Origin of the sequence: Anaerosporobacter sp., from assembly GCF_031551385.1 — a bacterium.
Lineage (GTDB): Bacteria > Bacillota > Clostridia > Lachnospirales > Lachnospiraceae > Anaerosporobacter.
Genome location: NZ_JAVBNS010000011.1, coordinates 1 through 24,541 on the forward strand (window position 1 = coordinate 1; position 24,541 = coordinate 24,541).

A 24,541-nucleotide genomic window follows, 5' to 3' on the forward strand; every position below is an offset into this window, starting at 1 on the left:
CCTTCTGCAAGGCCAAGTGCTGTTACACGCATCTTTGAAATCGGCATAGTTAATCTTCTGGCAAAGATAATTGCTACAACAAAGCATACCATCAATGCAGTAATCGCACTAATTAAAATCATTCGCAAACTTGTATTGATAAGTTGTGCTTGCCCTTTAATTGGTGAATGTAGCAGAACAGCACCTACTACATCATCATTCTCATCATATACAGGTATTCCGATTGACATAACGGTCTCTTTATAAATCTCACTATAATAGACTTTATCCGTAATTTTTCCTGCTAACGATTGATTTAAAACGGATTTGACACTTTTATTCAAATCTATATTCGTTAAATCCGTATCTGCAAGACTATTCATCGGACTCTCTGCTTCACCATTACTTACAATCCAAATATCCATCTCTGAGGTTTCAAGCTTCTTCATTGTTATCAAAAATATCGGATATTCCTCATAGTTCTCATATTCAATATAATTATTGAGAATCTCTGCTATGCTTTGCCCCTTATTAAGTAAACGCTCTCTATAGGTTGCTTTCGAATTAGACTTACTTAATTGCACAAACATAACACCTAACGTTGCGGCAAATAGACAAACTACAATTGCGAAGTAAAAATAAACACGAAACGATATTCGATTATATATCTTTACATTAGTACCTTTATCTACAATACCCATTATTCTTCCTCAATCTCAAATTTATATCCAACACCCCAAATTGTCTTAATCGTCCAATCTGAATGCTCTACCTTATCCAGTTTTGCACGCAATCTTTTAATATGAGAATCCACTGTACGACTATCACCAAAATAATCAAATCCCCACAAACTATCTAGTAAATTATCTCTTGTAAATACTTTATTCGGATTACTTGCCAACGTCCACATAGTCTCAATTTCTTTCTTCGTCAATGACATCTTTTTGCTATCTATGTAGAGCGTATATTCATCTAAATTAATTTCAAGATTACTTATTGAAATCATATTCTCTGATTTCTGTGGCTGAGTTGTACTTGTCATTCTACGAAGTACCGCTCTTACTCTTGCCATTACTTCACTTGGGCTGAATGGTTTAACAATATAGTCATCTGCACCAATATCAAGTCCCATAATTCTTTCGAAATCTTCTCCTCTTGCTGTTATTAGAATAACTGGCGTATTCGATTTACTTCTTATCTTTCGACAAACCTCATATCCATCTTCTTTTGGCATCATTACATCTAATAAAACTACAACAGGATTATATTCGTAAAACAATTCTAGCGCTTCTGCACCATCCGAAGCAACAATAGGTTCAAATCCTTCCTTTTGCGCATAGGTTGCTAGAATATCAGTAATATCAGCATTGTCATCGGCTATTAATATATGTTGCATAGTCTAACCGTCCTTTCACTAACTACAATTTAGTCGTTTCTGTTTTCACTCTAACAGCATCCAATAAATATATTCTTACTATCCATTATAGCTTATTTGGCTAACATTATACAAGTGGCATCCATTGCTTTAATTCTTAACAATTTCTTACGAAATCACCATTGTATGGTAGCTTTTCAAGCAGATATGTAATTTCGTTTCCATATATCTCTTTTTTTTGGATGCCTTGCTAAAACAAGAATTTCTTTCAAACTTGACATGTTTCTGACAAAAACTAAGTATATAATTACTATGAGATGTGATATAATATATACAACAAAAACAATAGGTTAATGTTAATACTTGTTGCATGAAATAAGTGCAGATAGGAGTTATGTATGAACGTTAAAAATTTAAAAAGACGGTTATTTGCAGTTGCTCTTGCAAGTATGGTAGTAAGTACGGTACCTATTCCAAATACTAATTTTTCTACTACTGCAAAAGCAAATCAAGTTACAAACTCTTCTGAAGAAGATGCTTGTAACGCCAAGCTAAATGTTAAAAACAAATTATTAGTAACTGACTCAAACTATACATTAAAGGTATATAATTTAGAGAACAATCAGACAGTTTCCTTTAAGTCTAGCGATACAGAAATTGCAACTGTTGATAAATCTGGCGTAATTACTACAAACGATAAAAACGGAACTGTTATAATTACTGCTACGATTAAAGAGAAATCTAAGACAATCAAAACATTAGAATGTGAGATCACGGTCGGACCACCTGCTGCAAGTATTGTTTTAGCAAAATCCGAACTAACTCTTGCCGTTGGTAAAAGATATCCATTCCTTGAGAATCTACTTGTTATTAAACCTAATACAACAGTTGAAATTCCAAAGTTCTCAAGTAGCAATGTTGATGTAGCTATAATAAGCTCAACAGGAAAAATTACTGCTAAAGAAGTTGGTACTACTACTATTAAGGCAACTCTAGAAAATGGTTCTTCTATTAGTTGTACATTAACGGTAATAGAAAACTCTGAAAAATAAGTTATTAACATAGCCAAAATAAGCTATCACACTTTGTGTGGTAGCTTATTTTGATTTCAAAAACCTTCTATTTAATTTCTATATCCATTCTATGCTTCTTCAAATAATGGAGTTGATAAGTATCTTTCACCTGTATCTGGTAACAATACAACTATGTTCTTTCCTTTGTTTTCTGGACGTTTTGCTAGTTCTGTTGCTGCATGAATTGCTGCACCTGCTGATATTCCAACTAATAAGCCATCTCTTTTTGCTACTGCTCTTGAAGCATTGAATGCATCTTCGTTTTCTACTTTGATAATCTCATCAACAATGTCAAGATTCATAACTCCTGGAACGAATCCAGCACCGATACCTTGAATTTTATGAGGTCCTGGTTTTCCACCGCTTAGTACTGGTGAAGCTGCTGGTTCAACTGCAACAATCTTAATGTTAGGATTCTTCTGTTTTAATACTTCACCATTACCAGTTACTGTACCGCCTGTACCTACACCAGCTACAAAAATATCTACATTACCATCAGTATCTCTCCAGATTTCCTCTGCAGTTGTTTTTCTATGAATTTCTGGATTTGCTTTGTTTTCAAATTGTTGTGGAATAATCGCGTTTCCATATTCTTTTACTAATTCATTTGCTTTCGCAATTGCACCTTTCATACCTTCTGCTCCTGGAGTTAATACAATTTCTGCTCCAAGTGCTGCTACAATTCTTCTACGCTCAATACTCATTGTATCTGGCATTGTAAGAATTAGACGTAACCCCTTTGATGCTGCTACAAATGCAAGACCAATACCAGTGTTACCACTTGTTGGTTCAACAATTACTGTGTCTTGATTAATCTTTCCTTGTTTAATTCCTTCTTCGATCATTGCAAAAGCTACACGATCCTTAACACTTCCAAGTGGATTAAAATACTCAAGCTTGGCAATAACATTTGCCTCTAATTTATTATCTGCTTGATAATTTGTTAATTGTAATAGTGGAGTGTTTCCGATTAAATCTGTTAATTTCTTTGCGATATTTGCCATAATGTGTTCCCCTTTTCTTTTTAATTTATATATTTCCTAGTGAGTTGATATGTTTTATAAGTTATTTATACTCTATTTTTCCTACAATGTCAATAGACTTTTTGTATTTTTTTTTATTTTTTATTCTTTATCTTATTTTTAATGCAAAAAGAAGCCCATTTTGTGGACTTCCTTCTGTTTATAAACTATGTTATTTTACTACTTTAATCTCTTTTTCTGGTCCATCACCGCCTGCGGTATTGCTTCCCCATACGGTAATCACTGTTCCTGCTTTTTGTTTCGGAATTTTAATTGTGAATTCACCATCATCATTTACTTCACCTGTATACTTTTTACTACCTATCTTTGCATATACAACTGTTTTCGTATTACTTGCTGTTACATCTGAATACTCATCTAATGTATCTGGTGCGATTAAATGAACTGTTCCTGTTATCACTTCGTCTGCTGCCTTCACCTTATCTACCTTTGGCGCATTTGGTGCAGTCTCTGATATAGAAAGCTTCACTGTCTTACTCGAACCAACGCTATTCTTAGCATATACTTTGATTGTTTCTGATGAATTCGTTTTAGGGATTGAGAAGGAATATACATAGCCATCTAATGTGCTATCATATGTGCATGCTGTCTTCGTATACTTCTTATCTCCTATCGTCATAACAAGAGTACACTTCTCATCTGTAACCATCTTAATTGTCTTTGTACTCGTTGTAATACTCTTATTTGTCGTAAATGGTACTAATGGAAGATCTGCTATAACTTTAACTTCTTCCACTTCATATACTGCACCATTTGTAAATCTTGTATACGCATAAATCTTTGTACCTGCAGAAAGCTTTTTGCCTAAATCAACTACAAATTCACCATCTTCATTCGTTATACCTTTATATACTGTTTTATTAATTGAAACAAATACTTCTTCTCCTGCATCTAGATATACTGAAAATGATGTCAGCTTATTCGTAATTTTGTCTAAGAAGAAGGAATCTACACTTGGTGTTAGATAAGTGGTTACATCTCCTACTACTTTTGAAGAGGTATAACTTGTTCTTGTTTTTCCATTCACAACATCTGTTGCATATACAGTAACCTTCTCGCCTACTGTCAATTTTCCTACGCTTACGGAATAGTATCCTTTTTCGTCTGTACTTGCTTCATATGTATTACCAGCAGCAGTAACATATACTTTGAACGTAGAACCTGATTCCACAGAGGTTACTCTACCAGAAATAGTACGTTCAACATCCATTACTTCATAGATAGAAGGTGCATTTGGCCCTGCTGATTTCACTGTCATTGTATAAAGACGACTCGCTCTACCTAAAAGGTCAATAGAATATACTTTTACTTTTACATCAGGTTTGAATAAAGGTGTGCTTAATTTAAAGTCTAAGTTTTCATCTACTGTTTGAGCAACTTCTTTAATTGTTAACTCACTATTATAAATTTCACTTGCCTCATAATTTGCTTTTCCACCATTCTTTGCCACATAAACTAATTCGTCTACAATCGCAATAAGAGTAGCATCACTATCATTTGTGTTTCCTGTGATTCCTGCTGTTGTATTCTTAAGCTCATCAAGAGTACTTGCATTTGGTCCTGTACGTTTTACAGTAACGGTCTTTTTCTTACTTGTACGACCACTCGCATCCTCTACATACACTTGAACCGTTGTGCCAGATGGCTGACTTGGCAACGCATATGAGAATTTACCCTCTGCATCTACTACGTGTTTATATCGTCCTGTACTTGCTACAAAATAAATAATTGCGCCCGGTTCTGCTGTACCAGTAATCTTTGTCTTCCTATTTGTGTATGTATCTACCTTTGGTGCTTCAAGGTCCGTATCACTGATATTTGTTATATCAATCTTACGAACTACTGCATTTCCATTTGCTGCTTTTGCATATACAGAGTAAACACCATCTTTTGAAGCTGTAAATTCACCATTTATTACACTTGTAGCACTCTCCCATATAGAACTCTCTACATTATAATCACCATAGGAAAATCTAAGCTGTTGAATTCCCGATCCTGCATAAGCTTTTACTAGAACTTTTACTGCATTATTCGTTGTCTCTTTATTTGTAGATGTAAGAATAACATTTGGCTTTGAATCAAGGGTATTTATAACGCTACCGTATCCTTGTATGTAAGCTATTCCGTTAGAAGAAATTGCCGTTTTCCCATACCATTTTGATTTCTTAGCAAGTGTTTCTGATTGAAGAGGACTCTTTAATAAGAATTTATATCCTCCTGGTACTGCAACTGCCCAGTTATTATCTGCTGCATAGCTCACTTTACCAAGCTTTGCATACTCTTCTAAATAGTCACTTACAATTACCTGTCCTCGGTTATAACCTTTATATATTGCTTGATTATCAAGGTTCTTCGTTGCCTCCGTCGTCTTTGTAATAATGTCTGTTGCAAGAACAAATTCCATTGAATCCGTTACATTTTGTCCATTATACATTAACTTTGTGATACGATTTGACTCATTTATCTTATTACCATTAAAATCATATCTTGGCTTACTAACTGGATTAATTGTATATTCGATTCCATCAAATACACGGAAATTCCCCCAATTACTCTGCCATTCTTCTAAGACTAATGGCTTCCCTGTTGCCGATTGAACAAGACCTGCCATAACACTATCACTTGATGCCATCTCTTGATACGTTGTTTCATATGCACTTGCAATCCACTCTAACCATTCTCGTAATTGCTTTCCTGTAATTTTGTATAACGCAGTGTATCCATTATATGCTTGTATCTGTGCAATATCCGCTTCCGTTACTCCACCTGTAATATTCGCATAGTCATCAATAGAGTTAACACCATACTTATAATACTGTGTTGCAGCAATGATTGGATAGTTTTTATATTCCGTCTTAACTGTATTCACATACTTATGTGCATAGCTTATTTTCGCATCGTTTACTAATTGCATTGATGCTGTATCTTGGATATAACCAAAATAACTTGTTAATGTTGTATCGCTGTCAAGAACAGCAATTTCTTTTTTCGTGTAATCCAATAATTTACTTTCCCATGTACCATATAACCCATTAAATGAAGCATCTGCTTTCGTACTAGTTTTATCCACTTCACGAACTTCACCTTTACCGCTTGCTACCGTAACTTTACCTGTGCTTGAGATATTCAATTTCAAATCCGCTACACCAATACTTTTACCACGGTCATTCGCCATAACTAATACTTTCCCGTTTATCAAGCTAGTATCTCGATCTACTCCTGGCAAATTATAATGTGTTGTTGTCTTATCTTTATTCGGAAAAATCTTATGTTCATGCCCACATAATACTGCATCAACATCTGGAATCTGTGTAAGCGCATAAGATACATTCTTATAGTTCAATTCTGATACTTCATCTTCACCTAATCCAGAATGTGAAAGTACTACAATGACATCTGCGCCCTTTTCCTTCAATATGGCTGTTTGTTTCTTTACACTTTCAACGATGTCTTCTGTCTTTAATATACCAAGATAGCTCTCTGTTTTCGTTGATAGTACAGGAATTGTTTCTCCTATTATACCAATCTTAACGGTTGCTGTCTTACCTGCGTCTGTTTTAACTTTCTTTGTGATAATCATGTTTTCATTCCATACAGGTTTACTTGTCTTCGAATCATATACATTCGAAACTACCGTTACATCACTTAACCCTGCATTCTTAATTTGACCTATAATATAGTCATAACCATAGTCAAAATCATGATTTCCTAATGTAATTGCATCATAACCAATCATCTTTATCGCTTGGTAAATAGGCTGTACCGCCTTTTGGTCTTCTGAAAATATGTACTCGGTTGAATAATCATATAAAGCATCACCGATATCAAATGTTAAATAGTTAGAAGACTCCACTTCTTTCCTTGCATTTTTAATCAATGTATATGCTTTCGTTAATCCTCCAGTTGCATAGGTACTACCAGTCTCATAATCGGTATTGTTTAATTGCCCATGTATGTCTGTTGTAAATATAAATCGCAAGTCTGCTGTATCACTTCCCGCTGCATAGATTGTTTCCTTATCCCTGCTTCCAGCGAATATAGCTACAATCATACACAACACAATGACGTGACAAGTAATTCTACTTATACGGCGTAACTTCTTATCTTTCTTTTTGTCTTTCATTATTGTCCTCCACGTAGCCTTCATGTTTTACCTCTTTTCTAAATTGCTATGTAACTATTCAAGACTTTGTCCCTAAATCACATTACTCTTTACTTAAAGATACTCATACCCAATATTCACCTCCATATTAAACGGATTCTTTGGCAAACATAAGGCAGTTTGGAATATTTAATAAAAGCTTAATTTTTTTGTAACATTTTTTTACATGCTCAACCTTTACAGGACCATCTTTTCTCTTGATAACCAAAAAAGACAATCCCAATGGCTATTTTCAATAATAGCACTTCCTGGAATTGTCTTTTTCAATTTATTTTCTATAAACCATTCGCAATATCTACTAAATATCTACCATACTCTGTCTTAAGCATTGGAGTTGCCAACTGCAATAATTGCTCACGATTAATAAAGCCTTTCTTATATGCAATCTCTTCTATACAAGCAATATATAATCCTTGTCTTTTCTGAATTGTTGCAACAAAGTTCGACGCTTCTAGCAACGCTTCATGTGTTCCTGTATCTAACCACGCCATTCCTCGTCCCATAATTTCAACCTGCAACTTACCGCGTTTCATATATTCTTGATTTACAGTCGTAATTTCAATTTCACCTCGCATAGATGGTTTTACATTCTTAGCAATCTCAACTACATCGTTATCATAGAAATACAATCCTGGTACTGCATAGTTTGATTTTGGAATATCTGGTTTTTCCTCAATTGATAACGCTTTTTTATTCTCATCAAATTCTACAACACCATACGCTTTCGGATCACGCACAAAATATCCGAATATCGTTGCACCATCTTCCAACTTTGCTGCCTTTTCAAGTGTCTTTGTGAAACTTTGTCCATAGAATAAATTATCTCCCAAAATTAAAGCTACACTATCATCACCAATGAACTCTTCTCCAATTATAAATGCATCTGCAAGTCCTCTTGGTGACTCTTGCACTGCATATTCAATATTAATTCCAAACTGTGAACCATCTTCTAGTAAACTACGAAAACTCGCGTTATCTTGTGGCGTTGTAATAACTAATACATCTCTTATTCCTGCCAACATCAAAATTGATAGTGGATAATAAATCATCGGTTTATCGTATACTGGTGTCAATTGTTTTGATACCGCTTTTGTTATTGGATATAACCTCGTCCCCGATCCACCTGCTAATATTATTCCCTTCATACATACCTCCAATTGTTCTTTTTGCATAATGCTTTTACTTGTGTAACTACTATTTCTCTTTTTATCTGAAACCTAGAATATATTACCTGTTCCTCATTATAACATAAGACCTTCGTTTTAGAAAGATTATTCCTAATTACAACAAGTTTATTCATTGTAATAACAAGGAAATTATATTATAATAAATAGAGTTCTAGAAAAAGGAGAAGTTAGTAGATGGCAAAAATTAAGAAAGCTGTTATTCCAGCGGCTGGTCTTGGAACACGATTCCTCCCAGCAACCAAAGCAGTTCCGAAAGAAATGTTACCACTTGTAGACACCCCTACAATTCAATATATTGTTGAAGAAGCCGTTCAAAGTGGTATTGAAGAGATTCTTGTTATTACCAATTCATACAAACACTGTATGGAGAATCATTTTGACCGCTCTTACGAATTAGAAGAGCATCTATTAAAAGCAGGTAAGCAGGAAGAACTCAAGATGATGAATGATATCTCAAGTCTAGCAAACATCTATTATGTTAGGCAAAAAGAACCTCGTGGGCTTGGCCATGCTGTACTATGCGCACAATCTTTCATTGGAGATGAACCATTCGCAGTCTTACTAGGGGATGATGTTGTTGTTAATAACGGCGGCAAGCCTGCTCTCGAACAATTAATGGAATCCTATCGTGAAACAGGAGCTTCCATTGTTGGTGTTCAAACTGTCGCCAAGGATCAAGTTAACAAATATGGTATCGTAGCTCCATCACAAAGTCACAAACCTGTAGGAAGACGTGTTAAACTTACCGACATGGTAGAGAAACCAGCTATTGATAAAGCTCCAAGTAGATTAGCTGTGCTTGGTCGCTACATCCTTACTCCACAAATCTTCACATTCTTAGCTTCACAAAAGCCTGGTGCTGGTGGTGAAATTCAGCTTACAGACGCTATTAAACGTCTAATGGATTTACAAGCTGTTTATGCATATGATTTTGAAGGTATTCGCTATGATGTTGGAGATAAATTCGGCTTTATTAAAGCTACTATAGATTTTGCTTTAGAGCGAGATTGTCTTCGTGATCAAGTTACTGCTTATATTAAGGAATTAGCAGGGAAATTGTAATAACAATTTAGTAATACAATCTTACTTATAAATAACAAGAAGGTGCTTATGCTATGACAACATTTTTATAGTTATCATATAACATAAGCACCTTTGTATTACATTATGTAATATCTATCACCGCATTGTCGTTCTAGTTCATCGTTTCTAAGATATTATTACGCTCTCTTTAGTTCATCAATTCTTGCATCTAGATGTTTAATATACACATCGTAGACTTCATTCTTTGCAACTTGCTCTTCCAAGATAGCATGATTGCTTTCGACATTACGTACAATATCTGCATGCCCTTCTGCAACTCTCTTAATCGATGGCCATATCTCATTCTCTTGCAGCATCTTAATTCCAGATACATCTCTTTGTAAGATTATAACATTTCCCGTCAATGTTGCTACGTCTCCTTCTAGATTTGAGTAGTTTACCTTTAAGCTTGAGACATCTCCTTCTAGATTTGAGTAATTTACTTTTAAGCTTGAGACATCTTCCTCTAGTTTGGAGAAGCTTACCTTTAAGTTCGATACATCTTCCTCTAGATTTGAGACGCTTACCTTTAAGTTCGATACGTCTTCCTTTAGATTTGAGACGCTTACCTTTAAGTTCGATACATCTTCTTTCAATTCCCTAATATCTTGCTTCATCTCACCGAACTCACTAATTAGAAAATCAAGTTTTTGATCTGTTGTCATCCTCTTTTCCTCCTTTCTTTATGTATTTTTAAACTCCTTTAGCTTTAATTCCATCATTTTACAAACCACATAATGTGCTCTCTTCTAATTACTATATTAACAGCGTTCACAAAAGTATGCAAACTCCTTTTTCAGAAGTTTTCGACACGCATCACCTTTACCTGACAAAGACAATGTAACATAAAACTTCCTATACTTCCTTATACTCATAAGTCGATACAAGTTTCTTTACTTCCCCACGAATATCCGTACACTCTTGTTTCGCTATATAATCTAAATTCTCAACTGCTTTAATAAATGCATCATCATCAAATGCAATTGGTTCTCCAACAAAGATTCGATTATTATTTGTCTCTTTCAAGCCTTCTTCTTTCATCAACAGTTCTTCAAATAATTTTTCCCCTGGTCGTAATCCGGTATAAACAATACGAATATCTTTGTCCGGAATATAGCCTGATAAACGAATCAGATTCTCTGCCAATTCTGCAATTTTAACAGGTTCTCCCATATCAAGAACGAAAATTTCACCACCACGAGCATATACTCCAGCTTGCAATACAAGGGATACCGCTTCTGGAATCGTCATGAAATAACGAATAATATCAGGATGGGTTACTGTAACTGGCCCACCATTCATAATCTGTTGTTTAAATAATGGAATTACACTTCCATTGCTACCAAGAACATTACCAAAGCGAACTGCAACAAACTCCGTCTGCGATTTACGATTATAAGACTGAATAATCATTTCGCAAATCCTTTTAGAAGCACCCATTATATTCGTAGGATTAACTGCTTTATCTGTGGATATAAATATAAATCGTTTTACTCCATATTTATCCGCCGCCTTTACTAACTTAAGTGTTCCACCAACATTATTCTTTATAGCCTCATTCGGGCTCTCTTCCATAAGAGGAACATGCTTATGTGCTGCTGCATGGTATACAAACTCTGGGCGGTATTTCTCAAATATTTGATTCATACGATTCGTATTTCTTACCGATGCAATTAACACATCTAACTCCATCAGAGGATAACGATTCTTGAGTTCTTGTTGAACAAAATATGCATTATTCTCATAGATATCAACTAGAATTAGTTTCGCTGGGTGAAACGATGCAATTTGTCTACATAATTCGCTTCCAATTGAGCCACCACCACCAGTTACCATTACTACCTTACCACGTAAAAAATCCGAAACTTCTCTCGTATCAACACGAACAGGATCTCTACCAAGTAAATCTTCAATCTCAACTGTTCGTAAACGACTTACACTTACCTCTTCATTAATCAACTGATAAAGACCAGGTAATAATTTTATTACACAATTTGTCTCTTTACAGATTTCGAGAATAGCACGAATCTCTTTTCTTGGTGCAGAAGGAATTGCAACTATAATATCAGTAATCTCATATTTTTTAGCGGCATCTACAATCTTCTGTCTTGTACCGACAATCTTAACCCCCTGTATGTATCTCCCAATCTTAGATTTGTTATCATCAATAATACATACAACAACGCCATCAACATATTGACTTGCTGTAATTTCACGAATAATAACATTCGCCGCCTCTCCTGCTCCAATTATCATAATTCGACTCTTCTTCGCACCATGGTAACGATGTGCCATTAAGCGCAAAAAACGATATAGAAATCTAGTACCAATTACTCCTCCCATAAGAAATATCATACTAAGAGGACAGTAACTTCTAGGTAAATGTAAATTCATAATATGAATACCAACATATTGAGTAATCGTCGCAATAATACAGGCAACTAATATATTGGTAATTTCATCGATACTCGCATATTTCCATAAGCTATGATACAATCTACAGCAGAAAAAGATAAGAATTGTAATTGCTGTATTCCAAGGAATATATTTTACGATAGCCTCCAAATAATTAACTGGAATACTACTAAACGATAAATCAAATCGAATCAAAATAGCCATTAAAGCACATATATTAATCATCAAGCAATCTATAATAATCAAAAATGTCCTTCTTATTAATAATTTATTTTCTCTTATTAACTTTAACATTTTAATGTATTTACTCCTTCCATAATTCCACTTGTTATATTCTCTCACATACCATTATTAATGTAAAGAACAAAATCTGTCAGCATTTCTACCCTTCAGACATATTTTTTACCTATTGTCACTCTTGATTTTTATGATTATAATAACCAATAGATAGATAAGAAAGGATTAAAGCATGAAAAAAACAGGTTACTATTCCTCTGGTGAATTTGCACGCATGGCCAATGTAACGCTACGCACTATTCGTTATTATGACAAACAGAATATCTTGAAACCCTCATTGGTTACGGATACTGGCGCACGTTTCTATACTGATGAAGATTTAGCAAGACTACAACAAGTTCTATTACTAAAATATCTCGGATTCTCATTAGAAGATATAAAAGAGATGACGATTGCTGATACTGATTACCATTTTATGTTGAACTCTCTACAGCTTCAACTCAAGTTAGTGCGTGATCGAATTGAACAAATGCAATTAGTAGAAAAAGCTATTCAGGACACTTCCGATACCATTCATGCAAACCATTCTATTGACTGGAGTAGCATGTTGCATCTTATCCACTTAACAGGAATGGAAAAAAGTCTCAAGAATCAATATCAAAACGCTTCTAATATATCTGCAAGAATTAATTTACATACATTATATTCTCAAAATAAACAAGGTTGGTTTCCTTGGATATTTGCACAGTACCATATTACACAAGGGATGAAAATCCTAGAAATTGGTTGTGGCGATGGTTCACTTTGGACAAATTCACTATCCACACTGCCAAATGAAATAGACATCACCCTATCCGATTTATCAGATGGTATGCTTCGTGATGCTCGTCGTGCTATCGGTACAGAAGATACCCGTTTTTCATTTCAGGCATTTGACTGTCACGAGATTCCATATGAATCCGAAACATTTGATTTTGTAATTGCCAATCATCTATTATTCTACTGCGAGAATATAACAAAAGTATGTCAGGAAGTCCAAAGAGTATTAAAACCAGGTGGATATTTTCTATGCAGTACTTATGGAAAGAAACATATGATGGAAGTAAATCAATTAGTACAAAGTTTTGATGAGCGAATTGTTCTTTCTGCAGACAAGTTATATGAGCAATTTGGATTAGAAAATGGTAACGCCTTCTTAGCTCCTTATTTCTCAGAAATTGAATGTAGAATCTATGAGGATTCTCTACTTGTTACAGAAATCGAACCACTTATCGCCTATATTCTTTCCTGCCATGGAAATCAAAATCAGTATTTAGTAAACCATTATAAAGAATTTCGTTCTCATGTTAAAAAATATATGAAGAATAATTTCCACATTACCAAGGATGCAGGTATCTTTTTATGCAAAAAGTGAATAATTTAAGAAAGATAAAAAAAGTACTTGAAGGTGACCTAGCGTCACCTTTTATAATATCAATATAACTTAGAAAACCTACTATAAATAACCGAAATAAGGAGGATACACAATTATGACTATTATCGTTACTGGTGGTGCTGGATTTATCGGAAGCAATTTTATATTTCATATGTTAGAAAAATATCCTGATTACCGCATTGTCTGCCTAGACAGCTTAACCTACGCAGGAAATTTATCTACACTTAGCCCTATTATGGACAATTCTAACTTTCGCTTTGTAAAAGCAAGTATTACGGATAGAAAAGCGGTTTACCAACTATTTGAAGAGGAGCATCCAGACATTATTGTTAATTTCGCTGCTGAAAGTCATGTAGACCGTTCCATTGAGAATCCTGAAGTATTTTTAGATACGAATATTAAAGGAACTGCCGTATTAATGGATGCTTGTAGAACATATGGTATCACACGCTATCATCAAGTATCAACAGATGAAGTATATGGTGACCTTCCACTTGACAGACCTGATTTATTCTTTACAGAGGAAACTCCGATTCACACAAGCAGTCCTTACAGTTCTTCAAAAGCTTCTGCTGATTTATTAGTCGCTGCCTATCATAGAACGTATGGACTTCCTGTTACTATCAGTCGTTGCTCTAACAATTATGGTCCATATCACTTTCCTGAAAAGTTGATTCCACTTATGATTGCCAATGCTTTAAATGACAAACCACTTCCTGTCTACGGAAAAGGTGAAAATGTTCGTGATTGGCTATATGTAGAAGATCACTGCAAAGCTATTGACTTAATTATTCATAACGGCCGTGTCGGTGAAGTATATAACATCGGTGGCCACAATGAAATGACAAATATAGATATCGTTAAAATTATCTGCAAAGAATTAAACAAGCCTGAGAGCTTAATTACTTATGTTACAGACCGTAAAGGACACGATATGCGTTATGCTATCGATCCAACTAAAATTCATACAGAACTTGGCTGGCTTCCAGAAACTAAATTTGCTGATGGTATTAAAAAGACGATTGATTGGTATCTTAACAATAAAGAATGGTGGGAAACAATTATTAGTGGTGAATATCAAAACTACTATGAAACCATGTATAGCAAGCGATAAATAGACTATGGAGGATAACTCGAATGAAAGTGCTTGTAACGGGCGTAAAGGGCCAACTAGGACATGATGTTGTTAATGAATTACGGAAACGAAACCATGAAGCGATTGGTGTAGATATAGAAGAAATGGATATTACCGATTCTGCTTCTGTTGAAAATGGAATTAAAAGCGCTAAACCAGATGCTGTTATTCACTGTGCCGCTTGGACTGCTGTGGATAATGCCGAAGATGAGGAGAATATAGAACGTGTTCATCTTGTTAATGGAATGGGAACAAAAAACATCGCAACTGTTTGTAAAGAGCTTGATATCAAGATGATGTATATCTCCACTGATTATGTATTTGACGGTCAAGGTACTGCGCCTTGGAAACCCGATTGTAAAGAGTATAATCCGCTTAGTGTTTATGGAGAAACCAAATTAGAAGGTGAACGTTACGTATCTGAGCTATTAGAAAGATATTTTATCGTTCGTATTGCTTGGGTGTTTGGTCAAAACGGAAATAATTTCATAAAGACTATGCTAAACATAGGAAAAAAATATGATTCTTTAAAGGTTGTATGCGACCAAATTGGTACACCAACTTACACATATGACCTTGCTAGACTTTTAGTGGATATGATTGAAACAGAGAAATATGGCTACTATCATGCAACCAATGAAGGTGACTACATCAGTTGGTATGACTTTGCAAAAGAGATTTTCCATCAAGCAACCGAACTAGGACATACTGATTATTCCGAAGACAAATTAACAATATTCCCTGTTACTACTGAGGAATATGGAATATCGAAGGCTACTAGACCTTTTAATAGTAGACTCGATCGAAGCAAGCTTATAGAGAATGGATTTACACCTCTTCCAACTTGGAAGGATGCATTGAACCGTTATCTGAAAGAGATTCTATACAGTAAAACATATTAGTTACCTAAACACTTGCAATTTTAATCGAATTAGGAAAGGAAGAAATAAATATGGGACAAATTAAGATAGAGAAGAATGCTGGAGGTATCGAAGGGCTATGCATTATTGAACCTATGGTTCATGGAGATGCTAGAGGATACTTTATCGAAACTTACAATCAAAAGGATATGGAGGAAGCTGGCTTAACTATGAACTTTGTTCAGGATAACCAATCTTGTTCAACAAAAGGCGTTCTTCGTGGATTACATTTTCAAAAGGAATATCCACAAGGAAAGTTAGTACGTGTTATCAAAGGCTCTGTATTCGATGTTGCTGTAGATTTAAGAAATGGCAGTAGCACATATGGTAAATCGTTTGGAATTGAACTTTCCGAAGAAAACAAGAAACAATTCTATGTACCAGAAGGCTTCGCACACGGTTATTTCGTATTAAGTGATATCGCTGAATTCTGCTACAAATGTACAGACTTCTATCACCCAAATGATGAAGGTGGTCTTGCATGGAATGATCCAGAAATCGGTGTTGTTTGGCCACAAGTGGTTGGTGAATACCAAGGAACTGCTTCTGCACAAGGATATCACATGGAGGATGGTACACCTTTAACTCTTAGTGAGAAGGATCAGTTGTGGACTGGGTTGCAGAGCATCGAAAGTAACTTTTCGTTGTAACTTTTTTACCATCGGTTTTTATCGCCAGTTTTTATGAAAACTCTGAATTAAGTTCGTTCAGAGTTTTCATAAAATTCAATAATCCCCTCTATTTGTGCATTCGAATGCCAAACTAATCTACTATTTCCAATTAGCTAAGCTCCGCTTCTACTATAGTAAGTGCAGACTCAATCACCTTATCCATATCATAATAACGATATTGTCCAAGTCTTCCTCCAAATATTACATTGGTTTCTTTTTCTGCTAGTTTTCTATACTCTTCATATAGACTTCCATTCTTATCATCATTGATTGGATAATATGGCTCTGAACCCTTCTCCCATTCTGATGGATATTCTCTTGTAACTACTGTATGCGGTTGCTTTCCAAACTCAAAATGTTTGTGTTCAATGATACGTGTGTATGGTACTTCTCGCTCTGTATAATTCACAACAGCATTACCTTGGTAATTCTCTTCTTCCAGCACTTCTGATTCAAAACGTAAAGAACGATACTGTAATTCTCCCAATTGATAACCAAAGAATTCATCAATCATACCTGTGAATACAATCTTCTCTGCAATATCTGGTTGTTCCTTAACAAGTTCGAAATAATCGGTATTCGTTCTTACTTCAATTCCCTCTAACATCTTCTCAATAATTGCCGTATAACCACCTTTAGGGATTCCTTGGTATGGGTCATTGAAGTAATTGTTATCATAGATAAAACGGAGTGGTAAACGCTTAATAATAAAAGCCGGAAGTTCTGTACAACTTCTTCCCCATTGTTTCTCTGTATAGCCTTTGATTAATTTCTCATATACATCTGTACCAACTAACGATAATGCTTGCTCTTCTAAATTGCTTGGTTCAGTAATATGCAGTTCCTTGATTTGCTCTTGAATTCGTTCTTTTGCCTCCTCTGGAGTACGGATTCCCCAAAGTTTGCTGAACGTATTCATATTGAACGGAAGATTGTATAGCTCGTCCTTATATACAGCAACCGGTGAATTGATATAATGATTGAATTCTGCAAATTGATTCACATAATCCCATACTGTTTTATTCGATGTATGAAAAATATGTGCACCATATTTGTGAACGTTGATGCCTTCTACATCTTCTGTATAGATGTTTCCTGCTATATGGTCTCTTTTGTCGATGACCAAGCAGGTTTTTCCTCTTTTGTTAGCTTCATATGCGAAGATTGAGCCGAAAAGGCCTGCTCCGACTATTAGATAATTGTACATGATATGCTCTCCATCTCGCAAATATTTAAGATATTTATTTAATTACGCCATCTTCTTGTCCATTATATTAATTAATTCATCAATATTCGCAAATCCTTGAATCTCAGCCACTATAATTTTAATCTTATATTTTGTTTCTATTTCTGAAATCAACTGTAGTTTTGCAAGATCGTCCCATTCCTTAATTGTATATTACGATTGAATAGTGCGTGCTTTCTGATAAATCAGAGCATGGCTTCTAGATTATAGCGCATCTTTGTTTTGGCTCGATTACCATACCTTTAAAATCATTGTTTCTGTCAAGGTCAGAGCCACCTTAGCGATACATAGCATCCTTGATAGAAACAATGATTTTAAAGACAATACAACAGCAAAAACGAAAGTTGTTCAAGCGAATAACAGGGTGCTCTGAATTATCGGAAACAGTGCACTATTGCATTGGAATACTCACTTAATATATTTGCACTGCTTTCAAATCATCAACTAATGCAGTTCGACTCCTTAAACAAAGTCAGCACAAAGTCAACTTCTTCGCCCTTTTATTATGCAGGTTTTTCTCAATTCAATATCCACTATTTCTTTGGATTTGAGAAGTTTCCTAATAATAAATAAAGATTCAACTTACTATGAATTCTTTTTACGACAAAATTCATAGTAAATTGAATCAAAAACTACTTATTTTTTTAAAGTTTCACTTGAAATAATCTTCATATCATTATCAACCATTCTCTGTACCAATTCAGAAAAAGACACATCTCTTGTCCAGCCTAATTTCTTTTCAGCTTTTGTACAGTCTCCAAGAAGCAATTCAACCTCTGCTGGTCTAAAAAACGTTGGATTAATCGAAACCAATGTTTTTCCTGTTGTTGCATCAACACCAATCTCATCTACACCCATACCTTGCCAGTTTATATCAATTCCGACATGCTTAAACGCTATTTCAACAAATTCTCTAACTGTACGAGTCTCATTTGTAGAGATGACATAATCATCTGGTGATTCTTGCTGTAACATTAGCCACATAGCTTTTACATAATCTTGCGAATGTCCCCAGTCACGCTTCGCATTCATATTTCCTAATTCAATATGATCCTGCAAGCCACATTTAATTCTTGCCACACCATCTGTAATCTTTCTAGTTACAAACTCAAGACCACGTCTTTCACTTTCATGGTTAAATAAAATACCACAACAAGCAAATAATCCATAACTTTCACGGTAATTTTTAGTAATCCAATGACCATACACTTTTGCTACTCCATAAGGACTTCTTGGATAAAAAGGTGTTGTTTCTTTTTGTGGAACTTCTTGAACCAAACCAAACATCTCACTTGTAGATGCCTGATAAAATCTTGCTTTAGGATTTACCATTCTTATTGCCTCTAACATATTGGTTACACCTAGTGCATCAATTTCAGCTGTTGCTAGTGGTTGCTCCCAACTTGTTGCAACAAAAGATTGTGCCGCTAAATTATAGACCTCATCTGCTTTAGAAATTTTCATTGCATTCATTAACGATATAACATCTGTCATATCTGCATATATAAATTTTATCCTATCTTTAATATGTTCTACATTACCATAATCTACAACACTTTTACGCCTCATAATTCCATATACATTATAGCCTTTTTCTAATAATAATTCTGCCAAATAAGAACCATCTTGTCCAGTAATACCTGTTATTAGTGCATTTTTCATTTTTTTCTTCCTCTCATTATAAATATTCTGTCCGATTACAAATTTTAAGGTTTTCAAGTACCTTTTTTATATCCTTCGAGCTGTCTTTATTACATATTAAAGTAGCATCTTCCGTGTCTACAATTATTAAATCTTCAACACCTACTGTTGCAATTAGTTTACTATTTCCATCAATTATAGAATTTTTGCTATCAATCGTTATTACATTGCCACTAACCACATTGCCATATTCATTCGTTTTGCGAATCCGCTCTATTGCAAGCCAAGATCCCACATCATCCCAACCAAAAGTACCTGGTACAGTATATATGTCTTTTGCTTTTTCCATAATTCCATAATCAATTGATTGTGAATCGAATGCATAAAACTCTTTTTCAAGCACCATATTTTCATCACTAGTTCCTATTGCTTCTTTAATTCTTAATAATCCGCTATAAGTTTTATTCATCCATCTTTCCATATTTGCCAATATAGATGATATCTTCCATACAAACATACCACTATTCCATAGATATTCTTCGGTTGCTAAATATTCTTTTGCAACTTCGAGATTTGGTTTTTCTACAAATCGATCTACTGCAAACGCCTGCCCTACGGACTTTTCTGGATTAAATTTTATGTATCCATATCCAGTTTCTGGATAATCAGGCGTAATGCCAATAGTAACTAAATTTGTATTTTGCTCAGCTAAATTACACGCAATTTTTAATGAATTAATAAACATACTATTGTATTTTATCAAATGATCGGAAGGAAGTACCATCATTAATGCATCTTGATATTTTTTTGCAATATGTATTGCTCCTAAACCAATACATGGTGCAGTATTTTTACCAACTGGTTCACAAAGTATATTTTCCTTAGGGATATTAGGAAGTTGCTCTCTTACCAATTCTATATAATCTTTATTGGTTGCTATGTATATGTCTTCTATATCTACAATTGGTAAAATTCTCTCAATTGTAAGCTGTATCATTGTTCTACCATCACCAGTAAGTGACAAAAACTGTTTTGGTAGATTTTTACGACTACGAGGCCAAAAACGTTCACCTCTACCTCCTGCCATTATTAATGCTGTTTTTTTCATAATAGTATAGCTCCTTTCCAATACCCCTAACACTTATGTAACTTAAACATTTACTTTACTTTTATACTCTTACTTCCACTATACGCACCATTAATTTTTTGAGTATTATCTTTTGTATAGCTACAAATTCTAACATAATACTTTTTACCTTTATCCTCAATATTTAAAGTTTTACTAGTCGTTTTATTGTTAGATATATAAACTTTTTTTACATCTTTCTTGAAATTAGAATCTGTACTATATTCTATAACATATCCATTGGCTTTTAAATCTTTTTTCCATGTTACTAGAATGTTCTTGCTCTTTGTTATAGTCACACTCTTTATACTTGCTTTTATTGGTTTAACTGTAACAGTTATTTTTTTTGTTGCCTTTTGATATGTTGAAGTCGAACTTGAAACAATTGTGATTGTTGTTACACCATACCCATTCATCTTTATTGTTCCATTCTTATCAACAGAAGCTACTTTTGTGTTTGAACTTGAATAAGTCAGTTTTCCATTTCCTTTTTCTAACTTTACTTCTAATGCATATTTCTTACTACTATAATTCAATTTGCAAGAAGATGCACTAACCGTTTGCTTCATCTTTTCTACATTTACGTTTACTTGTAATGTCTTCGATATATCTCCAATTGTAATTATAATATCAATCGTTGTTGTTCCAGCTTTTTTTCCCAATATTTTTCCACTATTATCTATAGTTGCAACTGATGAATCTGCTACTTTATACTCAATCTTTTTACTTAATGTTCCATTAGCGATTGCTTTGTTAATTTTATCACTTGATTCTAAGTTATATACCGTAATTTGTTTACTGTCTTTAATAGCCAATGTAATATTTGATGCATTAAGAGCACTCGCATTTAAAACTTTTTCAGCCTCATCAGTAAGCTTTGATGTATCAGCAGCAGTATTATCAATTGGTGTTTCATCAGAGGATGATCCTCCAGATGGGATTCCTTGACCGCTATTATTATCTTTTTTTATCTCCGTTTTAGGAAAAGTATATGAAGCAATTATATATGATTCATCTTTTTGAGTTATCACCATCTGATTATTATTAATTGTGGCCTCAACATCAGAATCAAACTTATAACCTTCTATTGGTTCAATTTTTACACTAATTGTATAAGCAGTATTATACTGAAAGTTTTCATTTTCTGGATTCCATTTTGTTTCAACTACTTTGTAGCATGAATCACCCACATATGCCTCTGTACTTTTTTCATTAGCTACTGGTACAGCAACAGATATTTGAGCACTTTCTATCGGTGTAGAAGGGAACGTATATTGTACAGTTATGCTTCCATTATCATTATAAATAATATTATTCGCTTCGTCTCCATTAACTGTAATCTTTAAGTTTGTTGCATTAAATTTTGCACTTTCTATTGGATCCAAGGTAACATTAGCTGTGTATTCTGTTGCCCCCAAGAACTGACTTGGTGAATTCATCCAAGACACATCACTTATTACACAACTCGCTCCATACTCAGCAATACTTGCTTCAGTATCTGGAATTTCTCCAATTACTGGTGACTCAATCGTTATTTCTTCATGCGTAATATCTGTTCCATTCCATGAATTAATTTGCTCCATCATCCATTGTGTATGCTCACTTATATAATATATTAACGAATCAAATCTCTGAGGTAGTGTTTCATATCTACCATATGTAGGAACCCACAATTTAAAGTTCATGTTAAGAGAATCTGTCAATTCATTTTGATATGCTCGTACAGATTTAACATAACTACCACTATTTTCATCAAGAACACTATTCATTACAATTGGATAAAGTTCATTTTGAAAAATTCTTTTAAATTCATCTTGAAAACTTGGTATCTTCATTAAATCTCCTACCCAATTTTCTTTAATACCAATCCCTGGCCAATATGCACTTGTATATTGTTCAAATCTCCAGTCATAGATATCTGTCACGAAACTACTCTCCATATCCCAAGTAGGTCCTGCATACAACTTATCATCTACTTGATCATTGTTTTTATAAAAATATGTAGATGACCTCCACACATCAGGATTAGAAGCCCATTCTTGAAGCATAATATATTTTGCCAAACTTTCTACATCTATATAATCCGAATAAGCTTTCCCTGTTTCTTCATTCATTCCCAAATTTACTATTGATGTTTCAAACTCTTGCCATAACTCACTTATGTATTTCATAGCACTTTCTGATAAATACTCAGGATTTTTACTTACTATCTTCATACCTGAATTAGTAAAAAAATAACTTTTTTCTTTATTATAATAATAATTATCCAACTCAAGTAAATATCCACCACTATAGTCTGCAGAGTTATTGATAAGATTATCTACATATTGATACTTATTGTTATAACGATTTGTTGATTGTTTTGTTTCTAATGTATCTAAATCTGAATTATTAGGATCATCCGAAACAAAATTTTCCTCTTGATCAACAATATCTACTCTTCCAGATTTAATCTCTACTTTTTCAGTTAAAAGATAAGTTCCTCTATATTCTCCATCATAATAAAAATCTACACTTTTTGAATCTACAGAACCTAGCATTCCTAATTCTTGCGCCATCTTGTATGTTAATATATTATGAATTTGTGTTCCGTCTGAAATTGCCCCTATGAATAACCATGTTTTATTTTTATTATTGTCATTTCCAGTATTCATTAAATCTGCTTTCTTATCTAATTTAACTTGATAAGATTTCTTATCCGTTATCCAAGAAGTATTTCCTCTTCCTTTAATTTGAGCTAAGCTACCGTAATAATCAATATTTCCTTGTTCATTAATTATTGATAAATTTCCTGTAGTAGCAAGAGTATGTTCCTTACTCGACTCAATATAATCTCTTCCCTCATTTTCACTATCTGCACTTATAAGAAATGCTGAAGAAATATTCTCAGATTTCATTATATTTAATTTTAAGTATTTTGTATCGTTCTCTAAATAGATTCCAATTGTCAATGGGTAATTACTATTCTCAGAATCAAACGATGTTATGTTCGTAACATCTAAGGCATCCCCACTATTAAATAAAATTTCATTTTCATTCTCGCTTGATACTGTTACCTTTTCAACATCATCAGTTACAGTATAATACAAATTAACACTACTTAAGTCCGCTGAAGATGGAAGAAAAAGATATGACTCTCCGTCAACTTCCTTTACTTTAATCTTTTCATCTTTTTTACTTTTTGAATCAACTTGAATTAAATAATACATATCAATTACATCATTAGCCGTACTAGAGCCAATAATTCTCTCTTTATCTAAACCAATAGATACAATTAAAAATGCTAAGATACAAATAATACAAACGCGTACACTATTTTTTTTCATTTTCTCTCCTCCATATGAATAAATTAAGTTACTATTGCTTGCTTATATTTTATGACTCAAATATATGTTTTTTTCTTATTACCAAAATCGCTACTACTACACTGAAACAACATAGTATATTTATAAAAAAAACAATTTGATTATCTAAAATTTCCTTTTTTATTTCTAAACCAACACGTTTTAAATAATTATTCTGAAATGTAATAGAACTAGCATCTAAGCCGATTGAAGCATCATTCGAAAACCAATATGCTTTTTCTTCATCAACAATATCAAATTGAATAACTACGCCCTTCTTGATATCTTTATTAGAGATAGTTTTCAAATTAATAGATATTACTGTTAGCATTTCACCTTGTTTATCTAGGTTAATAGGTATCCTTTCGTTTTCATATAAGATTACATCACCAGTTTTATCGTATAAATGATAGGATAGATAGGTGTATTCATTTATCACTTTCGTATTATTAGCTACTAACTTAACCTC

At 33.9% G+C, this 24,541-nt stretch carries 18 protein-coding genes; 6 read left to right on the forward strand and 12 right to left on the reverse strand.

Annotated features, from left to right (window positions below; genetic code table 11):
• Both RMR19_RS02075 and RMR19_RS02080 read right to left on the reverse strand, forming a co-directional pair.
• Nucleotides 1-680, reverse strand: a 680-nt coding sequence (locus tag RMR19_RS02075; protein ID WP_310601836.1) for a hypothetical protein, incomplete at its 3' end; no start/stop codon positions are given.
• Nucleotides 680-1,375 (reverse strand): response regulator transcription factor, encoded by a 696-nt coding sequence (locus tag RMR19_RS02080; RefSeq protein ID WP_310601837.1) that lies wholly within the window; start codon nt 1,373-1,375, stop codon nt 680-682. The genes RMR19_RS02080 and RMR19_RS02075, both read right to left, overlap by 1 nt.
• 377 nt (nt 1,376-1,752) lie before the next feature.
• Here RMR19_RS02080 and RMR19_RS02085 point away from each other — a divergent pair, with 377 nt between their 5' ends.
• Complete coding sequence (locus tag RMR19_RS02085) at nt 1,753-2,406, forward strand: Ig-like domain-containing protein (protein ID WP_310601838.1); 654 nt, start codon at nt 1,753-1,755, stop codon at nt 2,404-2,406.
• 89 nt (nt 2,407-2,495) lie between these two features.
• Here the strand turns inward: RMR19_RS02085 and cysK are convergent, their stop codons facing one another.
• From cysK to rfbA, 3 genes are all read right to left on the reverse strand, one after another.
• Complete coding sequence (gene cysK, locus RMR19_RS02090; RefSeq protein WP_310601839.1) at nt 2,496-3,431, reverse strand: cysteine synthase A; 936 nt, start codon at nt 3,429-3,431, stop codon at nt 2,496-2,498.
• A 190-nt stretch (nt 3,432-3,621) separates the two neighbouring features.
• Nucleotides 3,622-7,593: an Ig-like domain-containing protein gene (locus RMR19_RS02095; protein WP_310601840.1), complete on the reverse strand. Its 3,972-nt coding sequence runs from the start codon at nt 7,591-7,593 to the stop codon at nt 3,622-3,624.
• Between the two features lie 314 nt (nt 7,594-7,907).
• Nucleotides 7,908-8,777, reverse strand: coding sequence for a glucose-1-phosphate thymidylyltransferase RfbA (gene rfbA, locus RMR19_RS02100; protein WP_310601841.1), 870 nt, complete (start codon nt 8,775-8,777; stop codon nt 7,908-7,910).
• Between the two features lie 216 nt (nt 8,778-8,993).
• On the opposite strand from rfbA, the gene galU reads away from it, so the two are divergent.
• Nucleotides 8,994-9,881, forward strand: a complete 888-nt coding sequence (gene galU / locus RMR19_RS02105; RefSeq protein WP_310601842.1) for a UTP--glucose-1-phosphate uridylyltransferase GalU — start codon at nt 8,994-8,996, stop codon at nt 9,879-9,881.
• Nucleotides 9,882-10,039: 158 nt separating this feature from the next.
• On the opposite strand, the gene RMR19_RS02110 is transcribed toward galU, so the two are convergent.
• Entirely contained in the window at nt 10,040-10,567 is a 528-nt protein-coding gene (locus RMR19_RS02110) for a hypothetical protein (protein WP_310601843.1), read from the reverse strand.
• 190 nt (nt 10,568-10,757) lie between these two features.
• Nucleotides 10,758-12,611, reverse strand: coding sequence for a polysaccharide biosynthesis protein (locus RMR19_RS02115; protein ID WP_310601844.1), 1,854 nt, complete (start codon nt 12,609-12,611; stop codon nt 10,758-10,760).
• A 175-nt stretch (nt 12,612-12,786) separates the two neighbouring features.
• Here RMR19_RS02115 and RMR19_RS02120 point away from each other — a divergent pair, with 175 nt between their 5' ends.
• The 4 genes from RMR19_RS02120 (at nt 12,787) to rfbC (ending at nt 16,694) form a co-directional block, all read left to right on the forward strand.
• The gene (locus RMR19_RS02120; RefSeq protein WP_310601845.1) at nt 12,787-13,968 is read left to right on the forward strand and encodes a MerR family transcriptional regulator; all 1,182 of its coding nucleotides are present in this window, start codon (nt 12,787-12,789) and stop codon (nt 13,966-13,968) included.
• A gap of 115 nt (nt 13,969-14,083) precedes the next feature.
• Entirely contained in the window at nt 14,084-15,103 is a 1,020-nt protein-coding gene (rfbB, locus tag RMR19_RS02125; RefSeq protein ID WP_310601846.1) for a dTDP-glucose 4,6-dehydratase, read from the forward strand.
• A gap of 23 nt (nt 15,104-15,126) precedes the next feature.
• Nucleotides 15,127-16,026: a dTDP-4-dehydrorhamnose reductase gene (gene rfbD, locus RMR19_RS02130; RefSeq protein WP_310601847.1), complete on the forward strand. Its 900-nt coding sequence runs from the start codon at nt 15,127-15,129 to the stop codon at nt 16,024-16,026.
• Nucleotides 16,027-16,076: 50 nt separating this feature from the next.
• Nucleotides 16,077-16,694 (forward strand): dTDP-4-dehydrorhamnose 3,5-epimerase, encoded by a 618-nt coding sequence (rfbC, locus tag RMR19_RS02135; protein WP_310601848.1) that lies wholly within the window; start codon nt 16,077-16,079, stop codon nt 16,692-16,694.
• Nucleotides 16,695-16,824: 130 nt separating this feature from the next.
• Here the strand turns inward: rfbC and glf are convergent, their stop codons facing one another.
• The 5 genes from glf to RMR19_RS02160 all read right to left on the reverse strand — a co-directional run.
• Complete coding sequence (glf, locus tag RMR19_RS02140) at nt 16,825-17,925, reverse strand: UDP-galactopyranose mutase (RefSeq protein WP_310601853.1); 1,101 nt, start codon at nt 17,923-17,925, stop codon at nt 16,825-16,827.
• A gap of 672 nt (nt 17,926-18,597) precedes the next feature.
• Nucleotides 18,598-19,623, reverse strand: a complete 1,026-nt coding sequence (gmd, locus tag RMR19_RS02145; RefSeq protein WP_310601849.1) for a GDP-mannose 4,6-dehydratase — start codon at nt 19,621-19,623, stop codon at nt 18,598-18,600.
• Nucleotides 19,624-19,639: 16 nt separating this feature from the next.
• Nucleotides 19,640-20,710 carry a mannose-1-phosphate guanylyltransferase gene (locus RMR19_RS02150; RefSeq protein WP_310601850.1) on the reverse strand — a complete coding sequence of 357 codons (1,071 nt, stop codon included), beginning with the start codon at nt 20,708-20,710 and terminating at the stop codon, nt 19,640-19,642.
• Between the two features lie 50 nt (nt 20,711-20,760).
• Entirely contained in the window at nt 20,761-24,054 is a 3,294-nt protein-coding gene (locus RMR19_RS02155) for a CotH kinase family protein (RefSeq protein WP_310601851.1), read from the reverse strand.
• A gap of 49 nt (nt 24,055-24,103) precedes the next feature.
• On the reverse strand, nt 24,104-24,541 hold a 438-nt coding region (locus RMR19_RS02160), incomplete at its 5' end, for a hypothetical protein (protein ID WP_310601852.1).

Excerpts from the sequence above, each read along its gene's own strand:
- RMR19_RS02085 (WP_310601838.1), top strand. The coding sequence starts at position 1,753 with ATGAACGTTAAAAATTTAAAAAGACGGTTATTTGCAGTTGCTCTTGCA.
- RMR19_RS02155 (WP_310601851.1), bottom strand. The coding sequence starts at position 24,054 with ATGAAAAAAAATAGTGTACGCGTTTGTATTATTTGTATCTTAGCATTT.
- rfbC (WP_310601848.1), top strand. The coding sequence starts at position 16,077 with ATGGGACAAATTAAGATAGAGAAGAATGCTGGAGGTATCGAAGGGCTA.
- rfbA (WP_310601841.1), bottom strand. The coding sequence starts at position 8,777 with ATGAAGGGAATAATATTAGCAGGTGGATCGGGGACGAGGTTATATCCA.
- galU (WP_310601842.1), top strand. The coding sequence starts at position 8,994 with ATGGCAAAAATTAAGAAAGCTGTTATTCCAGCGGCTGGTCTTGGAACA.
- RMR19_RS02110 (WP_310601843.1), bottom strand. The coding sequence starts at position 10,567 with ATGACAACAGATCAAAAACTTGATTTTCTAATTAGTGAGTTCGGTGAG.
- RMR19_RS02120 (WP_310601845.1), top strand. The coding sequence starts at position 12,787 with ATGAAAAAAACAGGTTACTATTCCTCTGGTGAATTTGCACGCATGGCC.
- rfbD (WP_310601847.1), top strand. The coding sequence starts at position 15,127 with ATGAAAGTGCTTGTAACGGGCGTAAAGGGCCAACTAGGACATGATGTT.
- rfbB (WP_310601846.1), top strand. The coding sequence starts at position 14,084 with ATGACTATTATCGTTACTGGTGGTGCTGGATTTATCGGAAGCAATTTT.
- RMR19_RS02115 (WP_310601844.1), bottom strand. The coding sequence starts at position 12,611 with ATGTTAAAGTTAATAAGAGAAAATAAATTATTAATAAGAAGGACATTT.
- gmd (WP_310601849.1), bottom strand. The coding sequence starts at position 19,623 with ATGAAAAATGCACTAATAACAGGTATTACTGGACAAGATGGTTCTTAT.
- RMR19_RS02095 (WP_310601840.1), bottom strand. The coding sequence starts at position 7,593 with ATGAAAGACAAAAAGAAAGATAAGAAGTTACGCCGTATAAGTAGAATT.
- cysK (WP_310601839.1), bottom strand. The coding sequence starts at position 3,431 with ATGGCAAATATCGCAAAGAAATTAACAGATTTAATCGGAAACACTCCA.
- RMR19_RS02150 (WP_310601850.1), bottom strand. The coding sequence starts at position 20,710 with ATGAAAAAAACAGCATTAATAATGGCAGGAGGTAGAGGTGAACGTTTT.
- RMR19_RS02080 (WP_310601837.1), bottom strand. The coding sequence starts at position 1,375 with ATGCAACATATATTAATAGCCGATGACAATGCTGATATTACTGATATT.